Origin of the sequence: Pontixanthobacter sp. CEM42 (assembly GCF_017812015.1) — a bacterium.
Lineage (GTDB): Bacteria > Pseudomonadota > Alphaproteobacteria > Sphingomonadales > Sphingomonadaceae > Pontixanthobacter.
On the sequence record NZ_JADQTN010000001.1, the window covers coordinates 791586 to 811836 of the forward strand.

16 protein-coding genes and 1 tRNA gene are annotated in these 20251 nt (G+C 56.3%); 8 read left to right on the plus strand and 9 right to left on the minus strand.

Annotated features, from left to right (window positions below):
- The first annotated feature begins 8 nt into the window (after positions 1 to 8).
- Positions 9 to 329, plus strand: coding sequence for a thioredoxin (gene trxA, locus J9777_RS03830; RefSeq protein WP_209347441.1), 321 nt, complete (start codon positions 9 to 11; stop codon positions 327 to 329).
- Positions 330 to 336: 7 nt separating this feature from the next.
- On the opposite strand, the gene J9777_RS03835 is transcribed toward trxA, so the two are convergent.
- Complete coding sequence (locus tag J9777_RS03835) at positions 337 to 1140, minus strand: inositol monophosphatase family protein (protein ID WP_209347442.1); 804 nt, start codon at positions 1138 to 1140, stop codon at positions 337 to 339.
- Positions 1137 to 2363 carry a bifunctional glutamate N-acetyltransferase/amino-acid acetyltransferase ArgJ gene (argJ, locus tag J9777_RS03840; RefSeq protein ID WP_209347443.1) on the minus strand — a complete coding sequence of 409 codons (1227 nt, stop codon included), beginning with the start codon at positions 2361 to 2363 and terminating at the stop codon, positions 1137 to 1139. Before argJ ends, J9777_RS03835 begins: the two co-directional genes overlap by 4 nt.
- Positions 2364 to 2456: 93 nt before the next feature.
- On the opposite strand from argJ, the gene J9777_RS03845 reads away from it, so the two are divergent.
- From J9777_RS03845 to J9777_RS03860, 4 genes are all read left to right on the plus strand, one after another.
- On the plus strand, positions 2457 to 3611 hold the full coding sequence (locus J9777_RS03845; RefSeq protein ID WP_209347444.1) for a TonB family protein: 1155 nt from the start codon (positions 2457 to 2459) through the stop codon (positions 3609 to 3611).
- 63 nt (positions 3612 to 3674) lie between these two features.
- Positions 3675 to 3941 (plus strand): hypothetical protein, encoded by a 267-nt coding sequence (locus J9777_RS03850; protein ID WP_209347445.1) that lies wholly within the window; start codon positions 3675 to 3677, stop codon positions 3939 to 3941.
- A 103-nt stretch (positions 3942 to 4044) separates the two neighbouring features.
- Positions 4045 to 6792: a preprotein translocase subunit SecA gene (secA, locus tag J9777_RS03855; protein ID WP_209347446.1), complete on the plus strand. Its 2748-nt coding sequence runs from the start codon at positions 4045 to 4047 to the stop codon at positions 6790 to 6792.
- 84 nt (positions 6793 to 6876) lie between these two features.
- On the plus strand, positions 6877 to 7203 hold the full coding sequence (locus J9777_RS03860) for a PilZ domain-containing protein (RefSeq protein WP_209347447.1): 327 nt from the start codon (positions 6877 to 6879) through the stop codon (positions 7201 to 7203).
- Between the two features lie 25 nt (positions 7204 to 7228).
- On the opposite strand, the gene J9777_RS03865 is transcribed toward J9777_RS03860, so the two are convergent.
- A tRNA-Asn gene (locus J9777_RS03865) sits at positions 7229 to 7303 on the minus strand.
- Between the two features lie 83 nt (positions 7304 to 7386).
- Entirely contained in the window at positions 7387 to 8175 is a 789-nt protein-coding gene (locus tag J9777_RS03870) for an NAD kinase (protein ID WP_209347448.1), read from the minus strand.
- A gap of 115 nt (positions 8176 to 8290) precedes the next feature.
- Between J9777_RS03870 and J9777_RS03875 the strand changes: the two genes are divergently transcribed.
- Positions 8291 to 9610: a bifunctional diguanylate cyclase/phosphodiesterase gene (locus J9777_RS03875; RefSeq protein ID WP_209347449.1), complete on the plus strand. Its 1320-nt coding sequence runs from the start codon at positions 8291 to 8293 to the stop codon at positions 9608 to 9610.
- Here J9777_RS03875 and mfd read toward each other — a convergent pair.
- Together mfd and J9777_RS03885 are read right to left on the minus strand one after the other, a co-directional pair.
- The gene (mfd, locus tag J9777_RS03880) at positions 9607 to 13089 is read right to left on the minus strand and encodes a transcription-repair coupling factor (protein WP_209347450.1); all 3483 of its coding nucleotides are present in this window, start codon (positions 13087 to 13089) and stop codon (positions 9607 to 9609) included. The two genes, J9777_RS03875 and mfd, sit on opposite strands and share 4 nt — an antisense overlap.
- Positions 13090 to 13129: 40 nt before the next feature.
- Entirely contained in the window at positions 13130 to 13408 is a 279-nt protein-coding gene (locus J9777_RS03885) for a succinate dehydrogenase assembly factor 2 (RefSeq protein WP_209347451.1), read from the minus strand.
- 54 nt (positions 13409 to 13462) lie between these two features.
- Between J9777_RS03885 and recG the strand changes: the two genes are divergently transcribed.
- Positions 13463 to 15520: an ATP-dependent DNA helicase RecG gene (recG, locus tag J9777_RS03890; RefSeq protein WP_209347452.1), complete on the plus strand. Its 2058-nt coding sequence runs from the start codon at positions 13463 to 13465 to the stop codon at positions 15518 to 15520.
- A gap of 2 nt (positions 15521 to 15522) precedes the next feature.
- Here the strand turns inward: recG and J9777_RS03895 are convergent, their stop codons facing one another.
- The gene (locus J9777_RS03895) at positions 15523 to 15993 is read right to left on the minus strand and encodes a low molecular weight protein-tyrosine-phosphatase (protein WP_209347453.1); all 471 of its coding nucleotides are present in this window, start codon (positions 15991 to 15993) and stop codon (positions 15523 to 15525) included.
- A 66-nt stretch (positions 15994 to 16059) separates the two neighbouring features.
- Here J9777_RS03895 and J9777_RS03900 point away from each other — a divergent pair, with 66 nt between their 5' ends.
- Positions 16060 to 17817, plus strand: a complete 1758-nt coding sequence (locus tag J9777_RS03900; protein WP_209347454.1) for a DUF885 domain-containing protein — start codon at positions 16060 to 16062, stop codon at positions 17815 to 17817.
- Here the strand turns inward: J9777_RS03900 and J9777_RS03905 are convergent.
- Positions 17780 to 19174 (minus strand): AarF/ABC1/UbiB kinase family protein, encoded by a 1395-nt coding sequence (locus J9777_RS03905; protein WP_209347455.1) that lies wholly within the window; start codon positions 19172 to 19174, stop codon positions 17780 to 17782. The two genes, J9777_RS03900 and J9777_RS03905, sit on opposite strands and share 38 nt — an antisense overlap.
- Before the next feature lie 75 nt (positions 19175 to 19249).
- On the minus strand, positions 19250 to 20191 hold the full coding sequence (locus J9777_RS03910; protein WP_209347456.1) for a hypothetical protein: 942 nt from the start codon (positions 20189 to 20191) through the stop codon (positions 19250 to 19252).
- Positions 20192 to 20251 lie beyond the last annotated feature (60 nt).

Consider the following 20251-nt stretch of genomic DNA (forward strand, 5'->3'; position numbering starts at 1 on the left):
GATAATTCATGGCGACCATCAACGTCACCGACGACAGTTTCAAAGCCGACGTGCTCGAATCCGATAAGCCAGTTCTGGTGGATTTCTGGGCGGATTGGTGCGGCCCGTGCAAAATGATCGGCCCCTCGCTGGAGGAAATCAGTGACGAGCTGAGCGATCAGATCACCATCGCCAAAATGGATATTGTCGAAAACACCGGCATTCCTACCGAGATGGGTGTTCAGTCAATCCCGCTGATGGTGCTGTTCAAAGACGGCAAGCCCGTTTCGCAAAAACTGGGCGCGGCACCCAAGAATGCACTTAAAGGGTGGATCGAAGGCGAGCTTTAAGCCTGCGCTACTGATCCAACTTAACAATTCGTGCGGCCAGTTCCTCCCACAGGGCGGGGCTGGCCGCTCCTATTAGGCCTGGGCGATCCCACTCATCGACGCGGTAATCCGAACCGTCATTACGGGCGACTTTGCCGCCGGTTTCATTGAGCCACAGCGCACCCGCTGCATGATCCCACGGCAGTGTTCTCTGGAAAATTGTGACATCATTGGTTCCTAGCGCGAGGCGCGGGTACTGCTCGGCAGCACAGCGAGGAATGTCGACTAACGTGTAGTGCGGGGCAATATGCTCCTGCATCTGCTCGCGCAGACCGTCTTGCATGAACAAAGTCGAGATACCTGCGACCGGCGGAATGTGGCCGGTTGTTTTCGAAATAATGCGCTCACCGTTTACAAATGCACCTTCGCCGCGATGTGCGGTGCAGTAGCGCTGCGTCAGCGGATCGTAGATCCATCCCGCCTGCGTTATTCCGCCTTCGGCCAAAGCAATCAGGATGCCGAAAGGCGGATTGCCACTGGCGAAGTTTCCAGTTCCGTCGATAGGGTCGATGATCCAGCATTGCTGTGACAAACCGTCCAGAACCGACGGATCGGTTTCGCTTGCCTCTTCACCAACAATAGCGAGGCCGGGGATCAGTTTCTCCAATCCTTCGGCCAGCATCACTTCGGATTCTTTGTCAGCAATAGTGACAAGCTCGTTCTTGCCCTTGTCGGCAATTTCGCTGGATTCCAGATTGCGAAAGCGCGGTAAGATCGCCGTTTCGCTGACTTGTTGGAGCAGGGCGAGCATTGCATCGTTGAGTGACTTCATGAGCGATAATCCGCGTTGATCGAAATATATCCGTGAGTAAGGTCGCAGGTCCAAACCGTCGAGCGGCCCGATCCGATACCGAGATCAACTTCGACCGTAATGTCCTGGCCTTTCAAATGTTCGGCAACTGGCGCCTCGTCATAGTCGGCAACCGGCTGCCCATCGCGCGCGGCCCAATGTCCACCGAACCCGATCGATAGTTTGTCGCGATCGGCAGGCTCACCCGCTTTGCCAACGGCCATCACCACGCGGCCCCAATTGGCATCCTCACCAGCGATTGCGGTCTTGACCAGCGGCGAGTTCGCAATGGCGAGGCCAACTTTGTGAGCGCTTGCATCGCTTGCAGCTCCGGTCACTGCGATTTCGATAAACTTCTGCGCACCTTCGCCATCGCGGACTACAAGTTGTGCAAGCTGGCGACACATATCGCTGATGGCGGCGGCAAAGGCATCTGCGCCTGCATCATTGAAAGATGTGAGTGGAACATTGCCTGCTTTGCCCGTTGCAAAAGCCAAAACGGTATCACTGGTCGATGTGTCACTGTCGACTGTTATGCAGGAAAATGTCTTGGTGTTCGCAGATTGTAGAACTTCTTGCAGGAAAGCTGGATCAACTGCCGCATCGGTGAAGATATATCCGAGCATTGTGGCCATATCTGGCGCAATCATGCCGCTACCCTTTATTACCGCGCTGATTTCGACACGAGTCTCGCCGATCATGGCAGACGCGGTAGCACCCTTTGCGAAGGTATCGGTGGTCGCAATGGTATTCGCGACATCTTCCCAGTTGCATTCCGTTGCGGTCAAGGCGCTTGCAACACCGTCACGTGCTTTGTCCTTCGGCAAGGGTACACCGATAACGCCAGTGGATGATACAAAGACCTGACTAGGCTCGCAGCTTAGGCCTTCGCTGACCTGTGCCATGATCTGTTCAACCGCTTCGCGACCGCGATAGCCGGTGAATGCGTTGGAATTGCCAGCGTTGACAATCAGCGCCCGCGCCGAGCCTGCTTTCACCTGCTCACGGCCCATTTCTACTTCGGTCGAGGAGCAGGCGCTTTGGGTGAATACTCCCGCCACTGCGGTGCCTTCACACAGTTCGATCAAGGTTAGGTCGCAGCGATCCCATTCTTTGTACTGCGCACGTGCCACGCGCAGCTTCACGCCATCGATGGACGGCATTTCCGGGAAAGGTGTAGCAAGCGGAGAGCGTTCGATATCCATGGTTTCCGCCCTTATGGCGCAACGCTTTACCCTGCAAGCTTGAGAGCCGAGTGATTAGGCGTATAGTTCCCAAAGCCTATCGGAGATAAACCAATGAAAATTTGCCTTTTTGTGGCTCTTTCTGTGCCCCTGGCTTGGTCGGGGCAAGCAATTGCGCAACCGGCTGAAACTACGCAGCCGGTCGCTAGGCCACCTCTAACCGATCCTGTGCCTTTGGCGCCGATCATCGATAACAGGCCCCCCAGACCCGATATGGTCGTTGAGCCTATTGGGAGCGTTCGCTCATGGATCGGATCGCGTGACTATCCCGCTAGCGCGGCGAGTGAAAAACGCTCTGGAAAGACCGAAGTAAGGCTAACTGTCGGCGAGAGTGGTCGGGTTTCGAACTGTGCAGTGACTGTGAGCAGTGGTCACGGCGATTTGGACGAACAGGCTTGTGCTGTATTGGCTCAACGCGCCAGATTTCGTCCGGCAACCGATGGTCAAGCCGTTCCGATTGCGGCGAATTTTGATCATACAGTCGTATGGAAAATGCGTGAGACACTCGATGTTACGATGACACCGACAACAGGTGCACCAGCCCCAGCGGTGGCTCGAGTAGAGGGCCGCAGAGTGAGCAGCTTTCCGCAATCGCCTCGAATTGGCTTCAATAGCTGGAATCATCGCCGCTTGAATGATTACCCGCCAGCGGCCTTAGAGCGCGGATCGGAAGGGCGCGTCAAAGTTATACTGACGATTGGCGCTGACGGCGGACTGGCCGGATGCGAAGTTATCGAGGCCCATGACGATGCGGCTCTTAACAAAGCAAGCTGCGAAGCCGCTGCAGAAATTACCGAAATTGATCCAGCGTTGGATTTTGATGGCAAACCAACCGCAGGGCGGATTGAACGTTATGTGAGTTGGACGCTCCCGGATAAAGAGACTGTGGTGGTCTCACGTAGAGCTTCGCAGCGCAAAGTAAGGCTTCCGTTCTCCGGCAATGGAGCCACCGGCTTTGAGATCGAGACCAAGGCGGATGGAACGGTCATTTCATGCCGGACGATTAGCGAGGGTGAGCTTCCCAAGGCATTGAACTTTGTTGGCGAGATGTGTGCAAACGCGAAGAAGAACGGGGTCCAGAAGTCGACTTTTGGTCCCGTGGCAACTGAAGAGCCGAGTGATCTTGGCGTGAAGCTGAAATTCGAAATGCGGATCGAGACCAGCCGGGTCGACAACGCGGACAAGCCGATAGAGGGAGGCGTGGACTAGAGAGTCTAATTTTCCGCGCGCCTGATAGTGGACGAATGACTATTGGTTTCCTATAGAAGTATCATGCGTCGCTTACTTGCCCTGCTTGCGCTCCTGTCCGGCCTTGTCGCCGCCGGTGCGCCTGCGACCGCGGCACAGGCGAGCGATGTTTGTGACCGGATCACGAGTTCTGAAAGCGCGGAAGCGAGCAAGGTTCAGGCATGCAAATGCCGCGAAGCCCGACGCAACGCATCCGGAAAAGCCGACACGACCAAAGGCTGCAAATCGCGCAAGCCGGTTGTTATCTTTATCCCGACGATCCAGTTCGGAGCTGACCGCGCTTACGAGTAGCGCGTTCCACTACATTTTCAGTTTTTAGCCACGCGGGTCGCCTATTGTAGAGAGCAAGGCGCGTGTTGGTAACCTCCCGATACTGTCTTTCGAAAGACCTCACATGATCAATGCACTTATGAAGACCGTTTTTGGCTCGTCCAATGATCGGTATGTTAAATCTCTTGGCAAAATCGTCAATCAGATCAACGGCTTGGAGCCGCAAATTCAAGCGCTGAGCGATGCTGAACTGCAAGCGCAAACCGCGAAATTTCGCGAGCAGCTTGAAGGTGGCAAGACGTTGGATGACATTTTGCCCGAGGCGTTTGCGACGGTTCGAGAAGCGTCGATCCGCGTGCTGGGTATGCGCCATTTCGATGTCCAGCTTATCGGTGGTATCGTGCTCCACCGCGGTGAAATTGCGGAGATGCGTACGGGTGAAGGTAAGACTCTGGTGGCGACACTGGCGACCTATCTTAACGCTGTAGCTGGCAAGGGCGTGCACGTCGTGACCGTCAACGACTATCTCGCCAGTCGCGATGCAGAATGGATGGGGCAGCTCTACAAATGGCTTGGCCTAACCGTTGGTGTGATTGTTCCGAACCTCGGCGAGTTTGAGCGCCGTGACGCTTATGGTTCCGACATTACCTACGGTACCAATAATGAATTTGGCTTCGATTATCTTCGCGATAACATGAAGCACAGCAAAGATCAGATGGTCCAACGGCCATTCAACTACGCGATTGTCGATGAAGTGGACTCGATCCTGATCGACGAAGCGCGGACTCCGTTAATTATTTCCGGTCCCACTGAGGACAAAACCGACCTCTACGTATCGGTCGATGCCATCGTGAAGGAAATTCCCGAGGACTGGTATGACGCGGATGAGAAGACCAAGAATATCTCCTGGACCGAGGATGGCATTGAAGAGGTGGAGAAGCTGCTAATCGAGGCCGAGCTTCTCCAGACCGATAACCTTTACGACGTCGAGAACACGCAGGTGGTTCATCACCTCGACCAAGCTCTCAAAGCGAACAAGATGTTCAAACGCGATACCGACTACATCGTTAAGGACGAGAAAGTCGTCATCATTGACGAGTTTACCGGTCGGATGATGGATGGTCGCCGCTGGTCTAATGGTCTGCACCAAGCAGTTGAAGCCAAGGAAGGCGTCAAGATCGAGCCCGAGAACCAGACAATGGCCTCGATCACCTTCCAGAACTACTTCCGCATGTATCCCAAGCTTTCAGGCATGACCGGTACTGCCGCAACCGAAGCGGCTGAGTTCTGGGACATCTACAAAATGAACGTTGTCGAGATCCCGACCAACAAACCAGTCAAACGGATCGATGAGGACGACGAATTCTACAAGAACACGCAGGACAAGTTCAAAGCGATTGCCAAGGCGATTGCCGAGAAGAACGCGATTGGCCAGCCAGTTCTGGTAGGTACCGTATCCATCGAGAAATCCGAATTGCTCGCTGAATTTCTTCAGAGGGAAGGCGTGAAACACGAAGTTCTGAACGCTCGCCAGCACGAGCGCGAAGCGCACATCGTGGCGCAGGCTGGCCGCTTGGGTGCTGTAACTATCGCCACTAATATGGCGGGCCGCGGCACCGACATTCAGCTTGGTGGTAATGTCGAATTCCGTATCGGTGATGAGCTTGCCGACATGGATGAGGGGGCAAAGCGCGATGCGGCGATTGCCGATATCGAAGCCGAAGTTGCGGCAGAGCGCCAGAAAGTCATCGAAGCAGGCGGCTTGTTCGTCCTTGCAACCGAGCGTCACGAAAGCCGCCGCATCGATAACCAGTTGCGTGGCCGTTCGGGCCGTCAGGGTGACCCGGGTCTCAGTCGTTTCTACCTGTGTCTGGAAGATGATTTGCTACGCATTTTTGGCCCGGATACACTGTTCAGCCGGATGATGAATTCGAATCTCGAAGACGGCGAAGCAATCGGTTCGAAATGGCTCTCAAAAGCTATCGAAACCGCGCAGAAAAAGGTTGAGGCACGCAACTACGACGTCCGTAAGCAAGTCGTCGAGTATGATGACGTGATGAATGACCAGCGAAAGGTCATTTACGAGCAGCGCGCAGAGATTATGGACACTGCTGAGGTCGGCGATGTCGTAGTCGATATGCGCTACGACACGGTCAATGCGCTTGTAACCGATGCGTGTCCTCCAGGTTCTTATCCGGAACAATGGAATATTGAGGGCCTAAAAGAAAAGATCGAAGACGTGCTTGGCCTACAACCGCCGATTGATGAGTGGCTGGAGGAAGACACCGTTGAGCCAGAGATCATCGAGGAGCGCCTTCGCACGCAAGTCGATGAAATTATGGCACAGAAAGTCGCCAATGCGGATCCTGCAATCTGGACGCGCGTTGAGAAAAGCATCTTGCTTGAACGGCTTGACCACCACTGGAAGGAACACCTTGCGACGCTGGATGCGCTGCGCCAGGTCGTGTTCCTCCGTGCCCACGCGCAGAAGCAACCGATCAATGAATATAAGCAAGAAGCGTTCGGTCTGTTTGAGCAGATGCTCAACACGCTGCGTGAGGACATCACCGGCATTTTGATCAAGAGCGAGCTGCGGATGCAGCCTCCGGTTCAAGAAGAGCTGCCCGATCTGCCGGACTTCCTCACCGGCCACATCGATCCGCTTACTGGACTCGATAATTCCAATGATGGTGATGGTTCAGCGGAGCGTCCAGCAATGTTCGGGTCGCTTGCTGGCAGCCCGCGTGCGGCGGTCGGACCTGGCGGCGCTAACAAAGAGAACCCTTACGCCGATCAGGACGTCAGCCGGAATGCGCCATGCCCTTGTGGTTCCGGCAATAAGTACAAGCATTGCCATGGCGCAGCTGCATAAGGTTGCATGGGGCTGCACTAACTGAATAGTCCGTATTTATTTTGCAGCAATAATAGTATACTACTCCCCCATTGGGGGTAAGAAATGAGTGACGGACGTCGTACTCCGCGCTTTGATATCAGTGTGCAGGGCCGGTATCGAACCGGCTCTGGTGTTGCGCGCGATGTCCCCATTCTCGAAATGTCCGAGACTGGCTGCCGTTTTTACGATCGTTTCGGGCGACTTGCGCCAGGTGCCGAACTCACCTTGAAAATTGGTCCGATTGGCCCAGTCGTGGCCATTGTCCGCTGGTGCAAAGAACAGATTGTCGGTGTCGAGTTCGAATACCCACTCTATGGACCGGTGTTCGAACACATCCGCAGCCAGCTTGATCAAGGCAAGCCGGACGATAGCGGCTACCGGCCGCTCTGAGCGATCAAATTTTTTGAAGAAAGGTTGGCTCCCCGAGTTGGATTCGAACCAACGACCAAGTGATTAACAGTCACCTACTCTACCGCTGAGCTATCGGGGAACAGCCCTATATCCCGCTATGTCTCGCGGGCAGGGGTGCGCCTATATGGGGGCGTGTTTGGTTTGGCAAGCCTATCTTGCCAATCAGACGACGAATTGTTCGGCGACAATGCGTTCGTCAAGCGAATGACCAGGGTCGAACAGCAAAGTCAGCTCTTTATCGGGAGCGATTTCAATGCTGACCTCGGCGATGTCGCGAATCTCTTTCTGGTCGGCCACGGCGGCAACCGGGCGCTTGGCCGGCTCGTTGACCTTGAAGCGAATGGTCGAGCGGTCTGGCAGAATTGCACCGCGCCAGCGGCGAGGGCGGAACGCACTGATCGGGGTTAGCGCGAGCAATTGCGAATCGAGCGGCAGGATCGGGCCGTTGGCTGATAAATTGTAGGCCGTCGAACCGGCAGGCGTGGCCACCAATACACCATCGCCAACCAGTTCTTTGATGCGTACCCGCTCATCTACTGAGACCTCGAGCTTGGCCGTTTGGCGCGTTTCACGAAGCAGAGAGACTTCGTTTATGGCATTCTCGACCACAGTTTCGCCGGTTTGTGTGATCGCTTCCATCCGCAGAGGTGAGATACCGATTGATCGTGACCGGTTGATCTTGTCGAGCAACTTCACCCCGGCGCGGTACTTGTTCATCAGGAAGCCTACGGTACCGCGATTAATACCGTAAGTCGGGATCAGGCGCCCGCTATCGAGCATGGCGTGCAATGTGTGTAGCATAAAGCCGTCGCCACCGAGCACGACAAGCGCATCGGCTTCCTCGACAGGCACCCAGTCGTGCATGCCCTCAAGCTCTTTGGCCGTTTCCGCTGCCTTTGACGTATCTGAAATCGCCAAAGCCAGTCGTTTGAAACCGTGATTGCTACTCAATCTGTCCTCCCGGCCGCATTATTGTGACCCGATATGACCCTATGTAGCACTGTGCCATTTGGCAACGCATTGAAATGCACGGGCGAGCCGCGCATAGTCAGTGGTAAGAAGGGGCATGGGCAGTGCTGCACGTAATCTTGAAACCGATATGCAAGACGATCTGACCGGTCTCGCCGGAATGGCCGCCGCGCGTGAGACGTTGGCAGCATGGCAGCAGGACGCCGTGGAACGCGGCGAAACCGCGCCGGTTCATGCGATGCTTTTGAGCCTTGGCCGGTTTGATGCCGTCAATCTGGCATATGGTGAGACCGTGGGTGATGGCGCATTGGTAACCGTTGCCAAGCGTATTCTGCATTTCGCCGAAGACGAATTTGAAGTGGGCGAGTGGTTGGTCGCACGGCTCGGTGGTGGAAAATTTCTGCTCGCAGCACACGAGGCGTGTAGCCGCGAGCGTTGGCAGTGGCTGGCGGAGGCTCTGGCCGATGCAGTCGCGCATCCGATTGCGGGCTTGGGCGATGCGGGCACTTTGCGGCTATGGCCGCGTATTGCGTTGATGCGGCCAGCACCGGGCGAAGGCCCAGCGATGATTTTCGACCGCCTAGGCGAAACAATCGAAGAAGCGCGCAGCAAACAGGGCAGCAGAGTGATGTGGGCCGATGGCGGGCTAACCGTGCCCGGGCGACGCAGTGCGATGGTGGATGCCGATTTGCTCGCTGCACTTGATCGCGGTGAGATTGAAGTTGTGTATCAGCCGCAGGTTTCGCTGGCCGATGACAGGATTATTGGCGCGGAAGCACTTGCGCGGTGGCAACATCCCGAGCTTGGTCGGATCGGGGCAGGCCAATTATTCGCAATCGCCGAACGGACCGATCATGTTGCGCAACTCTCTCGTAATATCGCCAAGCAGGCGCTTAGTGCGGCGGCGAAATGGCCAAATGGCTTGCGGCTGTCGATCAACGTAACGCCCGCAGATTTGGTATCGCCGAATTTTGCCGACGAGCTAACCGCGCTGGTCGAAGAATGCGGGTTCGACCCGGAGTTTCTAACTCTGGAAATTACCGAGCATGTTCTGCTCAGCAATCTGGAGCAAAGCGCGAAGACATTACTCGCCTTGAAGGCGCATGGAATGCGGATCGCGCTCGATGATTTCGGGGCGGGTTTTTGCAATTTCCGCTATCTCAAAATCCTCCCGCTCGATGCGATCAAGCTCGACCGTGCGATGATAGACGGTATTGCCAGTGACGAGCGCGATCTGGAAGTGTTGCGCGGCATCATCGCAATGGCGAAAGCGCTGAAACTTGGAGTAATCGCCGAGGGCGTAGAAAGCGAAGACCAGCGCGTCATTATCGCGCGCGAAGGCTGCGATTTCTATCAGGGTTTCTTGAGAGCGACACCGATGAGCAATGCGGACTTCATCACCCTAACTGACGACTAAGCAGCGGCTTTCCGCGCTTTCTCGGCAATCCGGCTGAGGCCTTTGGTCAGTTGGAACAGGCCGTTGAGGCGCGATTGCGGATCGCTCCAAGCGCGGTTGATAACCAGCTTCATGTCAGGACGCAGCTTTGCGGTGTCTTTCAGACGGTCAACGTAAGCGATCAGGCCTGGGCCATCGGGGAAATCATCCTTGTGGAATGTCACCAGAGAGCCGCGCGCGCCGACATCGATTTTAGCGACATTTGCGGCAATGGCTTGGTGTTTGATCTCGATCAAGCGCACGAGATTGGAAGTCGCATCGGGTAGTGGGCCGAAGCGATCGATCATTTCGGCAGCCATGGCCTCAATCTCAGCCTTGTCCTTCGCGTCATTCAAGCGGCGATATAGCGCCATGCGAACGGCAAGATCCGGCACATAATCCTCTGGGATCATAATCGGCGCATCGACAGTGATTTGCGGGCTGAAGCTCTCTTGCGCAGCGGATAGCCCCATATCGCCGGCCTTCGCGGCAAGGATCGCGTCCTCGAGCATCGATTGGTAAAGTTCAAACCCGACTTCGCGAATATGGCCCGATTGCTCGTCGCCGAGCAAATTGCCTGCGCCGCGAATGTCGAGGTCGTGACTGGCTAGTTGGAAACCAGCACCAAGACTATCCAGATCACCGAGCACTTTCAGGCGCTTTTCCGCAACTTCGGAAAGCTGCTGATCTTTGGGATAGGTTAGGTAGGCATAGGCGCGCAGTTTTGATCGTCCGACCCGCCCGCGAAGCTGATAGAGTTGGGCCAATCCGAACCGGTCTGCGCGGTGGATAATGATCGTGTTCGCGCTCGGGATATCGAGGCCGCTTTCGACAATCGTAGTCGAAAGCAGCACTTCATATTTGCCCTCGTAGAACGCGCTCATCCGCTGTTCGACTTCGGTCGGTGACATCTGGCCATGCGCAGAGATCGATTTGATCTCGGGTACATGCTCGTTCAGCCATTCCTCTACATCGGCCATGTCCGAAATGCGCGGGACCACGATAAAGCTCTGCCCGCCGCGATGATGCTCGCGAAGAAGTGCCTCGCGCATAACCATCTCGTCCCATTCCATCACGTAAGTGCGGACTGCAAGACGGTCGACGGGCGGCGTCTGGATCGTTGAAAGCTCACGCAGGCCCGTCATAGCCATTTGCAGCGTGCGCGGGATTGGCGTCGCGGTGAGTGTCAGCATATGCACATTGGCGCGCAATTGCTTCAGCTTCTCTTTATGCGTCACACCAAAGCGCTGCTCTTCGTCGACGATAACGAGGCCAAGGTCTTTGAACTGTGTCGACTTGGATAGGATAGCGTGGGTGCCGATTACGATATCCATCGTTCCCGCTTCCAACGCATCGCGTGTTTCGTTCATTTCTTTCGGCGGGACCAGCCGCGAGAGTCGCCCGACTTTGAGCGGGAAGCCCGCGAAACGCTCGGTGAAATTCGTGAAGTGCTGGCGGGCGAGCAGGGTCGTTGGCGCGACAACGGCCACTTGCTGCCCATTCATCGCCGCAACGAATGCTGCGCGCAGAGCAACTTCGGTTTTGCCGAAACCAACATCGCCGCAAACCAGACGATCCATCGGACGACCGCTTTCCAGATCGCGCAGCACATCGGCAATCGCGCGGTCCTGATCGTCGGTCTCTTCCCAAGGGAATTTATCGACGAACTGGTTGTAAGCGGCTTCTTCAGCTTCGAGAATGGGCGCTTTCTTCAGCGCGCGTTCGGCGGCGACTTTCATCAATTCGCCCGCGATTGCGCGGATGCGTTCTTTGAGCTGCGAACGGCGTTTCTGCCACGCCTCGCCGCCCAACCGGTCGAGCATCACGGCTTCTTCGGAAGATCCGTAGCGCGACAGCACATCAATATTTTCAACCGGAATGAACAGCTTATCGCCGCCCCTATATTCCAGCATCACGCAGTCATGCTTGCTCTTGCCAACGCTTACCGGTTCCAGCCCAAGATATTTGCCGATCCCGTGCTCGACGTGAACGACCAGATCACCGCGTGCGAGGGCGGACAGTTCAGCGAGAAATGCATCGGCATCCTTCTTGCGTTTCTTTCGGCGGACCAAGCGGTCACCCAGCACGTCCTGCTCGGTAATCAGCTCCAACTCGTCATTGGCAAAGCCGCTATCTAGCGGGAGCACCATGGCGACGGGCACGCCCTTCGCGGAAAGGCCAAGGGCTTCCTGCCAAGTGTCGGCGAGCTTCGTTTCGGTGCCAGCCTCACTCAGTATCGAAGCGATACGAGCTCGACTGCCTTCGGAGTAGGTCGCGAGCAGGGGCTTCTTACCGGATTTGCCAATCGACCGAAGATGCTTTGCGGCGGCTTCGTAGATATTGTCACCACGAGCGCGCTCGGGCGAGAAATCGCGGGCTGAGCTGAAGCCGAAATCGAGTGATTTTGAATTGTCCGGTTCTGCGAAGATTACCGTCTTGTGGATCGGCCAATCGGTGAGTTGAGTCTCGAATTCATCACGACTGACGTAGAGCGCGCCTTCGCCCAGCGGGCGATAGCTACCGGCGGCTTGGCCAGCAGCTTTCTCGCGTGCTTGGTGGTAGTCGGCGATATCTTTAAGCCGTTCGTCACCCGCTTGGATTGCGCCGTTATCGACGATGATTTGATCTTTGCTGGAAAGATGATCAAACAACGTTGTGAGCTTGTCCTCAAACAGCGGCAGCCAATGCTCCATTCCGGCAAGTCTGCGGCCTTCACTGACTGCCTGATATAGCGGATCGCCAGTCGCCGTCGCGCCGAACATCTCGCGGTATCGCCCACGGAAACGCTTGATACTGTCTTCGTCCAGTAATGCCTCGCTGGCGGGCAGCAACAGGTGCGATTTGAGGATGCCGGTGCTGGTTTGAGTCGAGGGATCAAACAGGCGCAGGCTTTCGAGTTCATCCCCGAAGAAGTCCAGCCGCAAACCTTGGTCCAATCCTGATGGGTAGATGTCGACGATTGAGCCGCGCACGGCATATTCACCGGCGTCTACAACTGTGTCCGCGCGAGAGTAGCCTTGGCGTTGAAGAAGTGCGGATAGGCTCTCACGGCCAATCTCAACCCCTGGCTTGAATTCACGAACGGATTCGCGAATGCGGAACGGTGACAGGACGCGTTGCAGCAGCGCGTTGACGGTGGTGACGAGCAGTTGGGAACCGTCGTTTCCTGCTTGCAGTCGATGCAATGCCGCAAGGCGTTTCGCGCTGACCGATAAGGCCGGACTGGCGCGATCATAGGGAAGGCAATCCCACGCCGGAAACTCGATAACTTCCAGTTCCGGTGCAAAATAATGCGCCGCGTCGGTGACCGACCGCATCGCATTGTCGTCCGCCGCGATATAAACCGCGCGTCCCGACGATGAGCGCGCCAAATCGGCCAACACCAACGGCAAGGCGCCGCGTGCGACCGACGATAGCGTCAGCGGCGCAGTGGCTGAAAGAATGCGGGAAAGATCAGGCATTACCGGTTCAAACTTTTGCGGGCTAAGACGTTCCCGCTGATCAGCGAGGAATGTCCACGTAGTCGAGCTTTTTCATCAATTCCATATGCGGCCCGTCAATTTCATCGGGTGTCGGTTGCGTTTTCAAGGCCCATGCCATGATGTCGACGTCATCCTCGTCAAGTAAACGCTCAAACCATTGCAAATCACTCTCTGCCCAATCTGCGGAATAGCGATCAAAGAAGCCGCCGATCATATAATCCGCCTCACGCGTGCCGCGATGCCAAGAACGGAATTTGGCGCGGGCAAAACGGGCGGTGAGGTCGGTGGCGTCTGACATGAAAGCGCGGGTAGGGCACTCGCCAATTGCGCGCAAGAAGCTATAGACGTGTGCATGCGTCCCGAAGTGCTCAATCCCCTGTTTGTTGAAGTCGATGCGTTGGATGGTGTCGGCCCTAAAATGAAGAAGCCGCTCGACAAGCTGGGCCTGACGCGCGTGCGCGATGTTGCCTACCATTTGCCAGAACGGTTTGTGACGCGACGGGCCATTGAAAATCTGGATGAGGCAAGCGTCGGCGAACATGTCGTTGTGGCTCTGACACCGACCGAGCATAAGAGCCCTTATGGCCGTGGTCCTTATCGGGTTCTCGCGCAGGACAACGTCGGCAATATTTGTACGCTGACCTATTTTGGACGCGCGTCCTATACTGCCAAGAAGCTGCTGCCTGTAGGCGAGAAACGCTGGGTCGCGGGGCGGATCGATCAATATGAACAGATGCTCCAAATTGTACATCCCGATCACGTTGTCGAAGCGAGCGACGATACGCTGACACGCTTGTGCGAGCCGGTTTATGCGCTGTCTGAGGGGCTGACACAGCCGCGCGTGACGGGCCTTGTAGAACAAGCTTTGGAGCGCCTGCCTGAGCTTCCCGAATGGATCGAACCACGGCAATTCGACGCGGAGAAATGGCCCGCGTGGCAAGATGCGCTGAAGCTGGCGCATAAGGGTGAGCATGAAGCCGCGCGTGAACGCCTCGCTTATGATGAGTTGCTGGCGAATTCTCTCGCGCTGATGCTGGTTCGTGCCGACAATCGAAAGCGCAAAGGCAAGCCGTTGCAAGGGAACGGTGCGCTTCGTGACAAACTCCAATTGCCCTATTCTCTAACAGGCGCGCAGGCCCGGTCCGTTTCAGAGATTGAAGGCGATTTGGCACAAGAAACGCCCATGTTGCGTCTGCTGCAGGGTGACGTTGGCGCGGGTAAAACGGTCGTAGCGTTGATGGGAATGCTGGTCGCGGCGGAAGTGGGATCGCAGGCGGCTCTGCTTGCGCCTACCGAAATTCTCGCGCGCCAGCATTATGAGACGCTCCGCACCATGGCAGCGCCCACAGGCGTACAAGTCGCGCTGTTAACAGGCCGCGACAAAGGCAAAGCACGTGAATCAATTCTCATGGGCCTGCTTGACGGCAGCATCGATATCGTCGTCGGCACGCATGCAATTTTTCAGGATAGCGTATCTTACAAGGACCTAGCCCTCGTCGTGATCGATGAGCAGCATCGTTTTGGCGTCGCCCAGCGATTGATGCTTGCGAACAAAGGCAAGAATACGCCGCACACGCTCGCGATGACGGCCACCCCGATCCCGCGCACACTTACGCTGGCGCAATATGGCGAGATGGATGTCTCGCGGCTCGATGAAATGCCGCCGGGAAGGCAGCCGATTGATACACGTGTGGTTGCTCAGGAGCGTCTATCTGATGTCGCGGATGGCGTCGCGCGGCACATCGCGGGGGGACAGCAAGCCTATTGGGTTTGCCCGATGGTTCGTGAAAACGAGATAGAAGACATCGCAGCTGCCGAGGCTCGTTACGCCAGTTTGAAGGAGCGGTTTGGCGACGATGTCGTGCTCGTCCACGGCCAGCTTAAGCCGGAACTCAAAGATGCGGCGATGGAGCGGTTCGCAAGCGGTCAGGCAAGGCTGCTGATCGCAACAACCGTGATCGAAGTTGGCGTGGATGTGCCTGCTGCTACGCTTATGGTGATTGAACAGGCCGAACGGTTCGGACTGGCACAGCTTCATCAATTGCGGGGGCGGGTAGGGCGCGGGTCTGAGAAATCGGTCTGTCTGTTGCTTCGCGGAAGTGCCCTCTCCGAAACGGGTCGTGAGCGGTTGGCGTTGATGCGCGAAACACAGGATGGTTTTCGTTTGGCCGAAGAAGATCTGCGATTGCGCGGCGGCGGGGAACTGCTGGGTACGCGGCAATCCGGTGATACTCCGTTCCGTGTGGCGTCGCTTGAGCAAATCACACGGTTGCTACCTAAAGCTCATGATGATGCGCGCGTGCTGATGGAACGCGATGGCGGCCTCACCGGATCACGAGGAGAGGCCGCGCGCATGTTGCTCTATTTGTTTGAACGTGATTGGGGCGTGCAAATGCTGCGCGGCGGGTAAGTCTATTTGGTTTGTAACTTTCGAATAATCGCCTGCGCAGCCATCCACGCATCTTCCCAAGTATAGGCGAAATTCTCTTCACCATCGTAATAGGGATCGGCGATTTCCGCGCCTTCGCGGCCAGGCACGGCATCCAGCAACAGCGTGATCTTTGCCGTGGCATCGGATGGTGCGACAGTGCGGATATTCTTCAAGTTTGAATGATCCATCGCGAAAATATGCGTGAAGCGCGTGAAGTCTGCGTGCTCGATCTGGCGCCCTTGGCAATGCGCAATATCGACGCCGTTCTTGGCGGCAGTCGCTATGCTGCGCGGATCAGGCGGTGCACCCACATGATAGGCCGCTGTGCCGGCGGAGTCGGCCTCGACATTCAAGTCAGCCTCGTCAGCCGCTTTACGAAAGGCCGCCTCCGCGAGCGGAGAGCGGCAGATATTGCCAAGGCATACGAACAAAACGGCTGGTTTGGTGGTCATGGGCACACCCTACTGGACCGCATGCCTCACTCGCAATAGGTTGCACGCCATAGGGAGACCAATTGCATGAAACATCTGCTCGCCGCTGCGTTGCTCAGCTTCGCGACTGTCACACCAGCATTCGCCACAACGAATGAAGATTACAAGGCGATCCGCGAAGAAATCTGGGAATGGCGGCTTGATAGCAACCCCTACATGGCGATGAGCGTTGGCGACCGGCGCGGCGATGGAAAACTGGGCGATTGGTCGGAGGAAGGGCACGCGCGCAGTATCAAAGATGCGCAGGCGTTTCTGGACCAACTTAACGAAATCGACGAAGAAGAACTGTCGCGCGATCTCAAAGTGGATATCGCGATTGTCAAGCGCAGTCTGGGTGATATTCTTGCTGCCTCAAAGTTTGATCACGACTGGTACATTCTGTTCACCAACCGTGGCGGCTGGTTCAGCGGTGTCGCGTCGCTGCCGCACCGATCGCCGTTTTTCAGAGTGGCCGATTACCGCAGCTATATCGAGCGGCTGGAGGGGTATCGCACAGTCAATCAGGATGCGATGGCGCGCACGCTCACAGCAATCGAGCGCGGGTTGACGCAGGCGTGTGAACCGATGGAGGGCTTTGCCGAACGGATCGATGCACAGGTCTATGATGATGTCGAAAAATCGCCCTATTGGAAGCCGTTTGCGGCGCGCCCGGATGCGATTTCAGAGGCAGATTGGGCCAGTTTGAAAGAGCGCGCGACATCAGCGTTGTCGGATGTAGTATTTCCCGAAATGCGCGCCTTCGCAGAGTTCTATCGCGCCGAGTACGCGCCCAATTGTCGCGCTGACGAACCGGGCATTCTGCGTACGCCAAACGGACAGGGCTATTACGCCCATCTGGTCAAGAGCTTCACCACGACCGAGATGACGGCTGACGAAATCCATGCGCTAGGCCTGACCGAAGTCGCGCGCATTCGTACGGAAATGGTCGAAGTTGCTGCAGAAGCCGGTTTCGACACACGCGAGGAGTTTATCGAGCATCTGCGGACCGATCCGCAATATTACGCCAATACGCCCGAAGAACTGATGATGGCGGCGAGCGCGTTGGCCAAAGATATTGACGGGCATATGCCTAAGCTGTTCGGCAGATTACCGCGCCAGCCCTACACTGTGTTGCCCATCCCGGCGGCTACGGCTCCTGGAAATACGACGGCGTATTACGAGCCTGGGTCGCTCCAGACCGGACAGCCCGGCATATACCGTGTGAACACCACGGAATTGGATCAGCGTCCCCTTTGGGAGTTGCCAGCTCTTGGTGTGCATGAGGCTGTTCCCGGGCATCACCACCAGATCGCTTTGCAGCGGGAACTGGATATCCATCCCTTGCGCCGGAACGGAACATTCTTCACCGCCTTCGTCGAAGGGTGGGGGCTGTATTCAGAACGGCTCGGCATAGAGATGGGCCTGTATGATACGCCCGCCAAAGAGATGGGCCGATTGAGTTATGAGATGTGGCGTGCCACGCGGCTGGTCGTGGATACGGGCATCCATTCGAAGGGCTGGAGCAAGCAGCGGGCCGTTGACTATATGCTCGACAATACGGCGCTGACGCCGGGTAATGTCGATGCGGAGGTCAACCGCTACATTACCAATCCCGGTCAGGCGCTGGCGTATAAAATTGGCGAGCTGAAAATCCGCGAGTTACGGACACGGGCTGAGGAAACGCTTGGTGACGATTTTGACCTTCGCAAGTTTCACGATGCAGTGCTGGAGAACGGGTCGGTTCCGCTCGATGTGCTGGAAATGCATATCAACCGTTGGATCGAAGGGCAGAAACGCGACTGCTAATCCGCACCAGTTTGTCTTTGGTGCTGGCATTCTCGTTTAGCGCCTTGGTGACGATATTGCGCACCGGCACGACTGCCTTTAACCGGGCGCCCAACATGGCTGTACCGCTGATTTTACGTTGGACGAATAGCGTCTCTACCGGGGGCATATGCCATGCGTCGCGATCTTGTGCGATCCGCATGCCTTCGTCTGTGAGCACTTTTACGAAACCCCGATCGCCAAAATCGAATGGCCCGTCGCTGCCGAATTCATCGAGAATGATTTGTGTCATAAACCGGACGCTGTCGTCGTAGCGCTCCACAGCCAGCGGCTTGATAAAGCCGGCAGCGACCGATGCCTCGATGACGCCATCCATATCGTCGGCAAGGCCGGCCTTGAGTAGTTGCCGATACGAGTCCTGGACATCAGCATCGATCTCGCGCGTTGCACCGAAATCAAGCAGGACCACTTTGCCGGTTTCGGGTTGATACAGAAAGTTGGCGAAGTTCGGATCAGTCTGCATGACTCCAAATTCAAACAGTTCGCGCGCAACCAGCGTGACGACCCGATGGGTCACTTCGTTGCGCAAATCCTGGCTTTCGCTTTCAAGGCTCTCGATCGCAACACCGGGGACATAACTCATCGCGATGATCCGGTCGCTGGTCAGCTCTTCGTCCAGTTCAGGAACGATGAACCTGTCATCATCGGCTAGTAACTTGGCGTAGCGCTGCATTTGTGCGCCTTCACGCAGGTAATCTGCCTCTTCGTGCAACTGGGCTTTCGCGGCAGCCAACATCGGCGCGAGATCAAGGTGATCCGGCACCATGCTGGAAATTCGCAATAGTGTCGCGACATTATCGACGTCGGAATCGATACTCTCGCGAACGCCGGGATATTGGACTTTGATTGCCAGTGTGCGTCCATCATGCGTCACCGCTTTATGGACTTGCCCGATAGACGCCGCTGCAATCGGGCGGACTTGAAATTCCGCGAATTGTGAGCGCCAATCGTCGCCCCATTCGGCTTTCAGTACCTGCTGCAATTGCCGCGGTGGCATGAAATTGGCGTTGTCGCGCAGGCTGGCGAGAAGGCTTGATAGCTCAGGAGGGAGTAGATCACCCGCATCCATTGATATCATTTGACCAAGCTTCATCGCCGCGCCGCGCAAATGTGACAACCGGTCGGCCAAGCGCATGGCATTGCCCGGAGTGAGCATCATGTCCTGAAGCTTTGGCAATTCACCTGTTGCCAATCGGCGAGCGCCCTCTGCCATCATTCCTGTAGCAATGCCTCCTGCAAGGCGACCAAAGCCTGATAAGCGACCAAGGCGGGAGGAAGGGACAGCCCGATGGCGTCCAGTCTTTTTGGAATCTGGCATTGCAGTCGCTATGCCTGCAATTGACTACTGGAGGAAGCCTCCAATGGCAGCACAGAAGCCCGCCGGGCGACGTTTTTACTCCACCAGATCGTGCGCACCTTGTGCGATACCGCCATTAGAGTGCGCGACGCCAGGAATGATGCGGTAACTCCAATTGAATTCAGTGCCCATTTCTTCGGCTAGTGCTTTTGCCGAGTTGAAGTAGCTTAGCCCTCGCGCAAATCTGTGTGGGCCCTGCGCCATTGCTTCTGGGGTGCGGCGGAGGCTGTCATGTTTGGTGTTCGTATCCTGATCACCCAGCAATACGACCACATCTTTCGCCAGCATTGCCCTGACCTCGTCATCTGTTACGCCGAGCTCTCCTAGTCCATATGGGAAGGTAATCTCACGGTCAGGCATCGTGTACCAGCCTGCATTGGCGGCAAGATAGCGGCCCACGCGCGCTTTGGGCTTTGCTACGAGGAAGCGGTGTACGAATTGGGAGCCGGCTGAGTGGCCATAGAGAGTGTAGCTCTTCTGGTTGCTACCAATGCTGGCTACGACCTGGTCAAACACCGGTTCGATCGCAGAGAATGACCAAACCCCTTCCGGATTTACCGTCTTGCCTCCCTTGGCCCAAACATTGCCCAAATTGTATGAGAGTGAGTCCGGAAAACTGCTCTTCGCGAATTCCGGCGCGATGATAATGAACCCGTCTTCGTCAGCAAACTGGACCCACTCTTCGAGATATCGGCGTGGATCGCGTTTTGCTCCATGAAGCAAAAACATGATCGGTGCTGTTTTCCGGTCAACACCTTCAGGAACATAGGCCCAAATCGGCAAATCGGGGCCGTCCCATGCATCAAACAGAAAGCGGCTGCGTCCATCCGCTAGTATTTCTGACGCCCAGATGCTCATATCGGGTGCGCTCGTCACACTGGCAGAGTCTTGTCCGGCTGCGGTTGTTGCGTCGCAACCGATGAGAGCGAGAGGCAGTGCTACGGCCAGTATGTGGCGCCGAATTGAATGCAGTGGCATGTTGTCCTCCAGATTGCTTGGCACCTTAAAACGTATAAGCCTGCTTGGCTAATGCTGGAC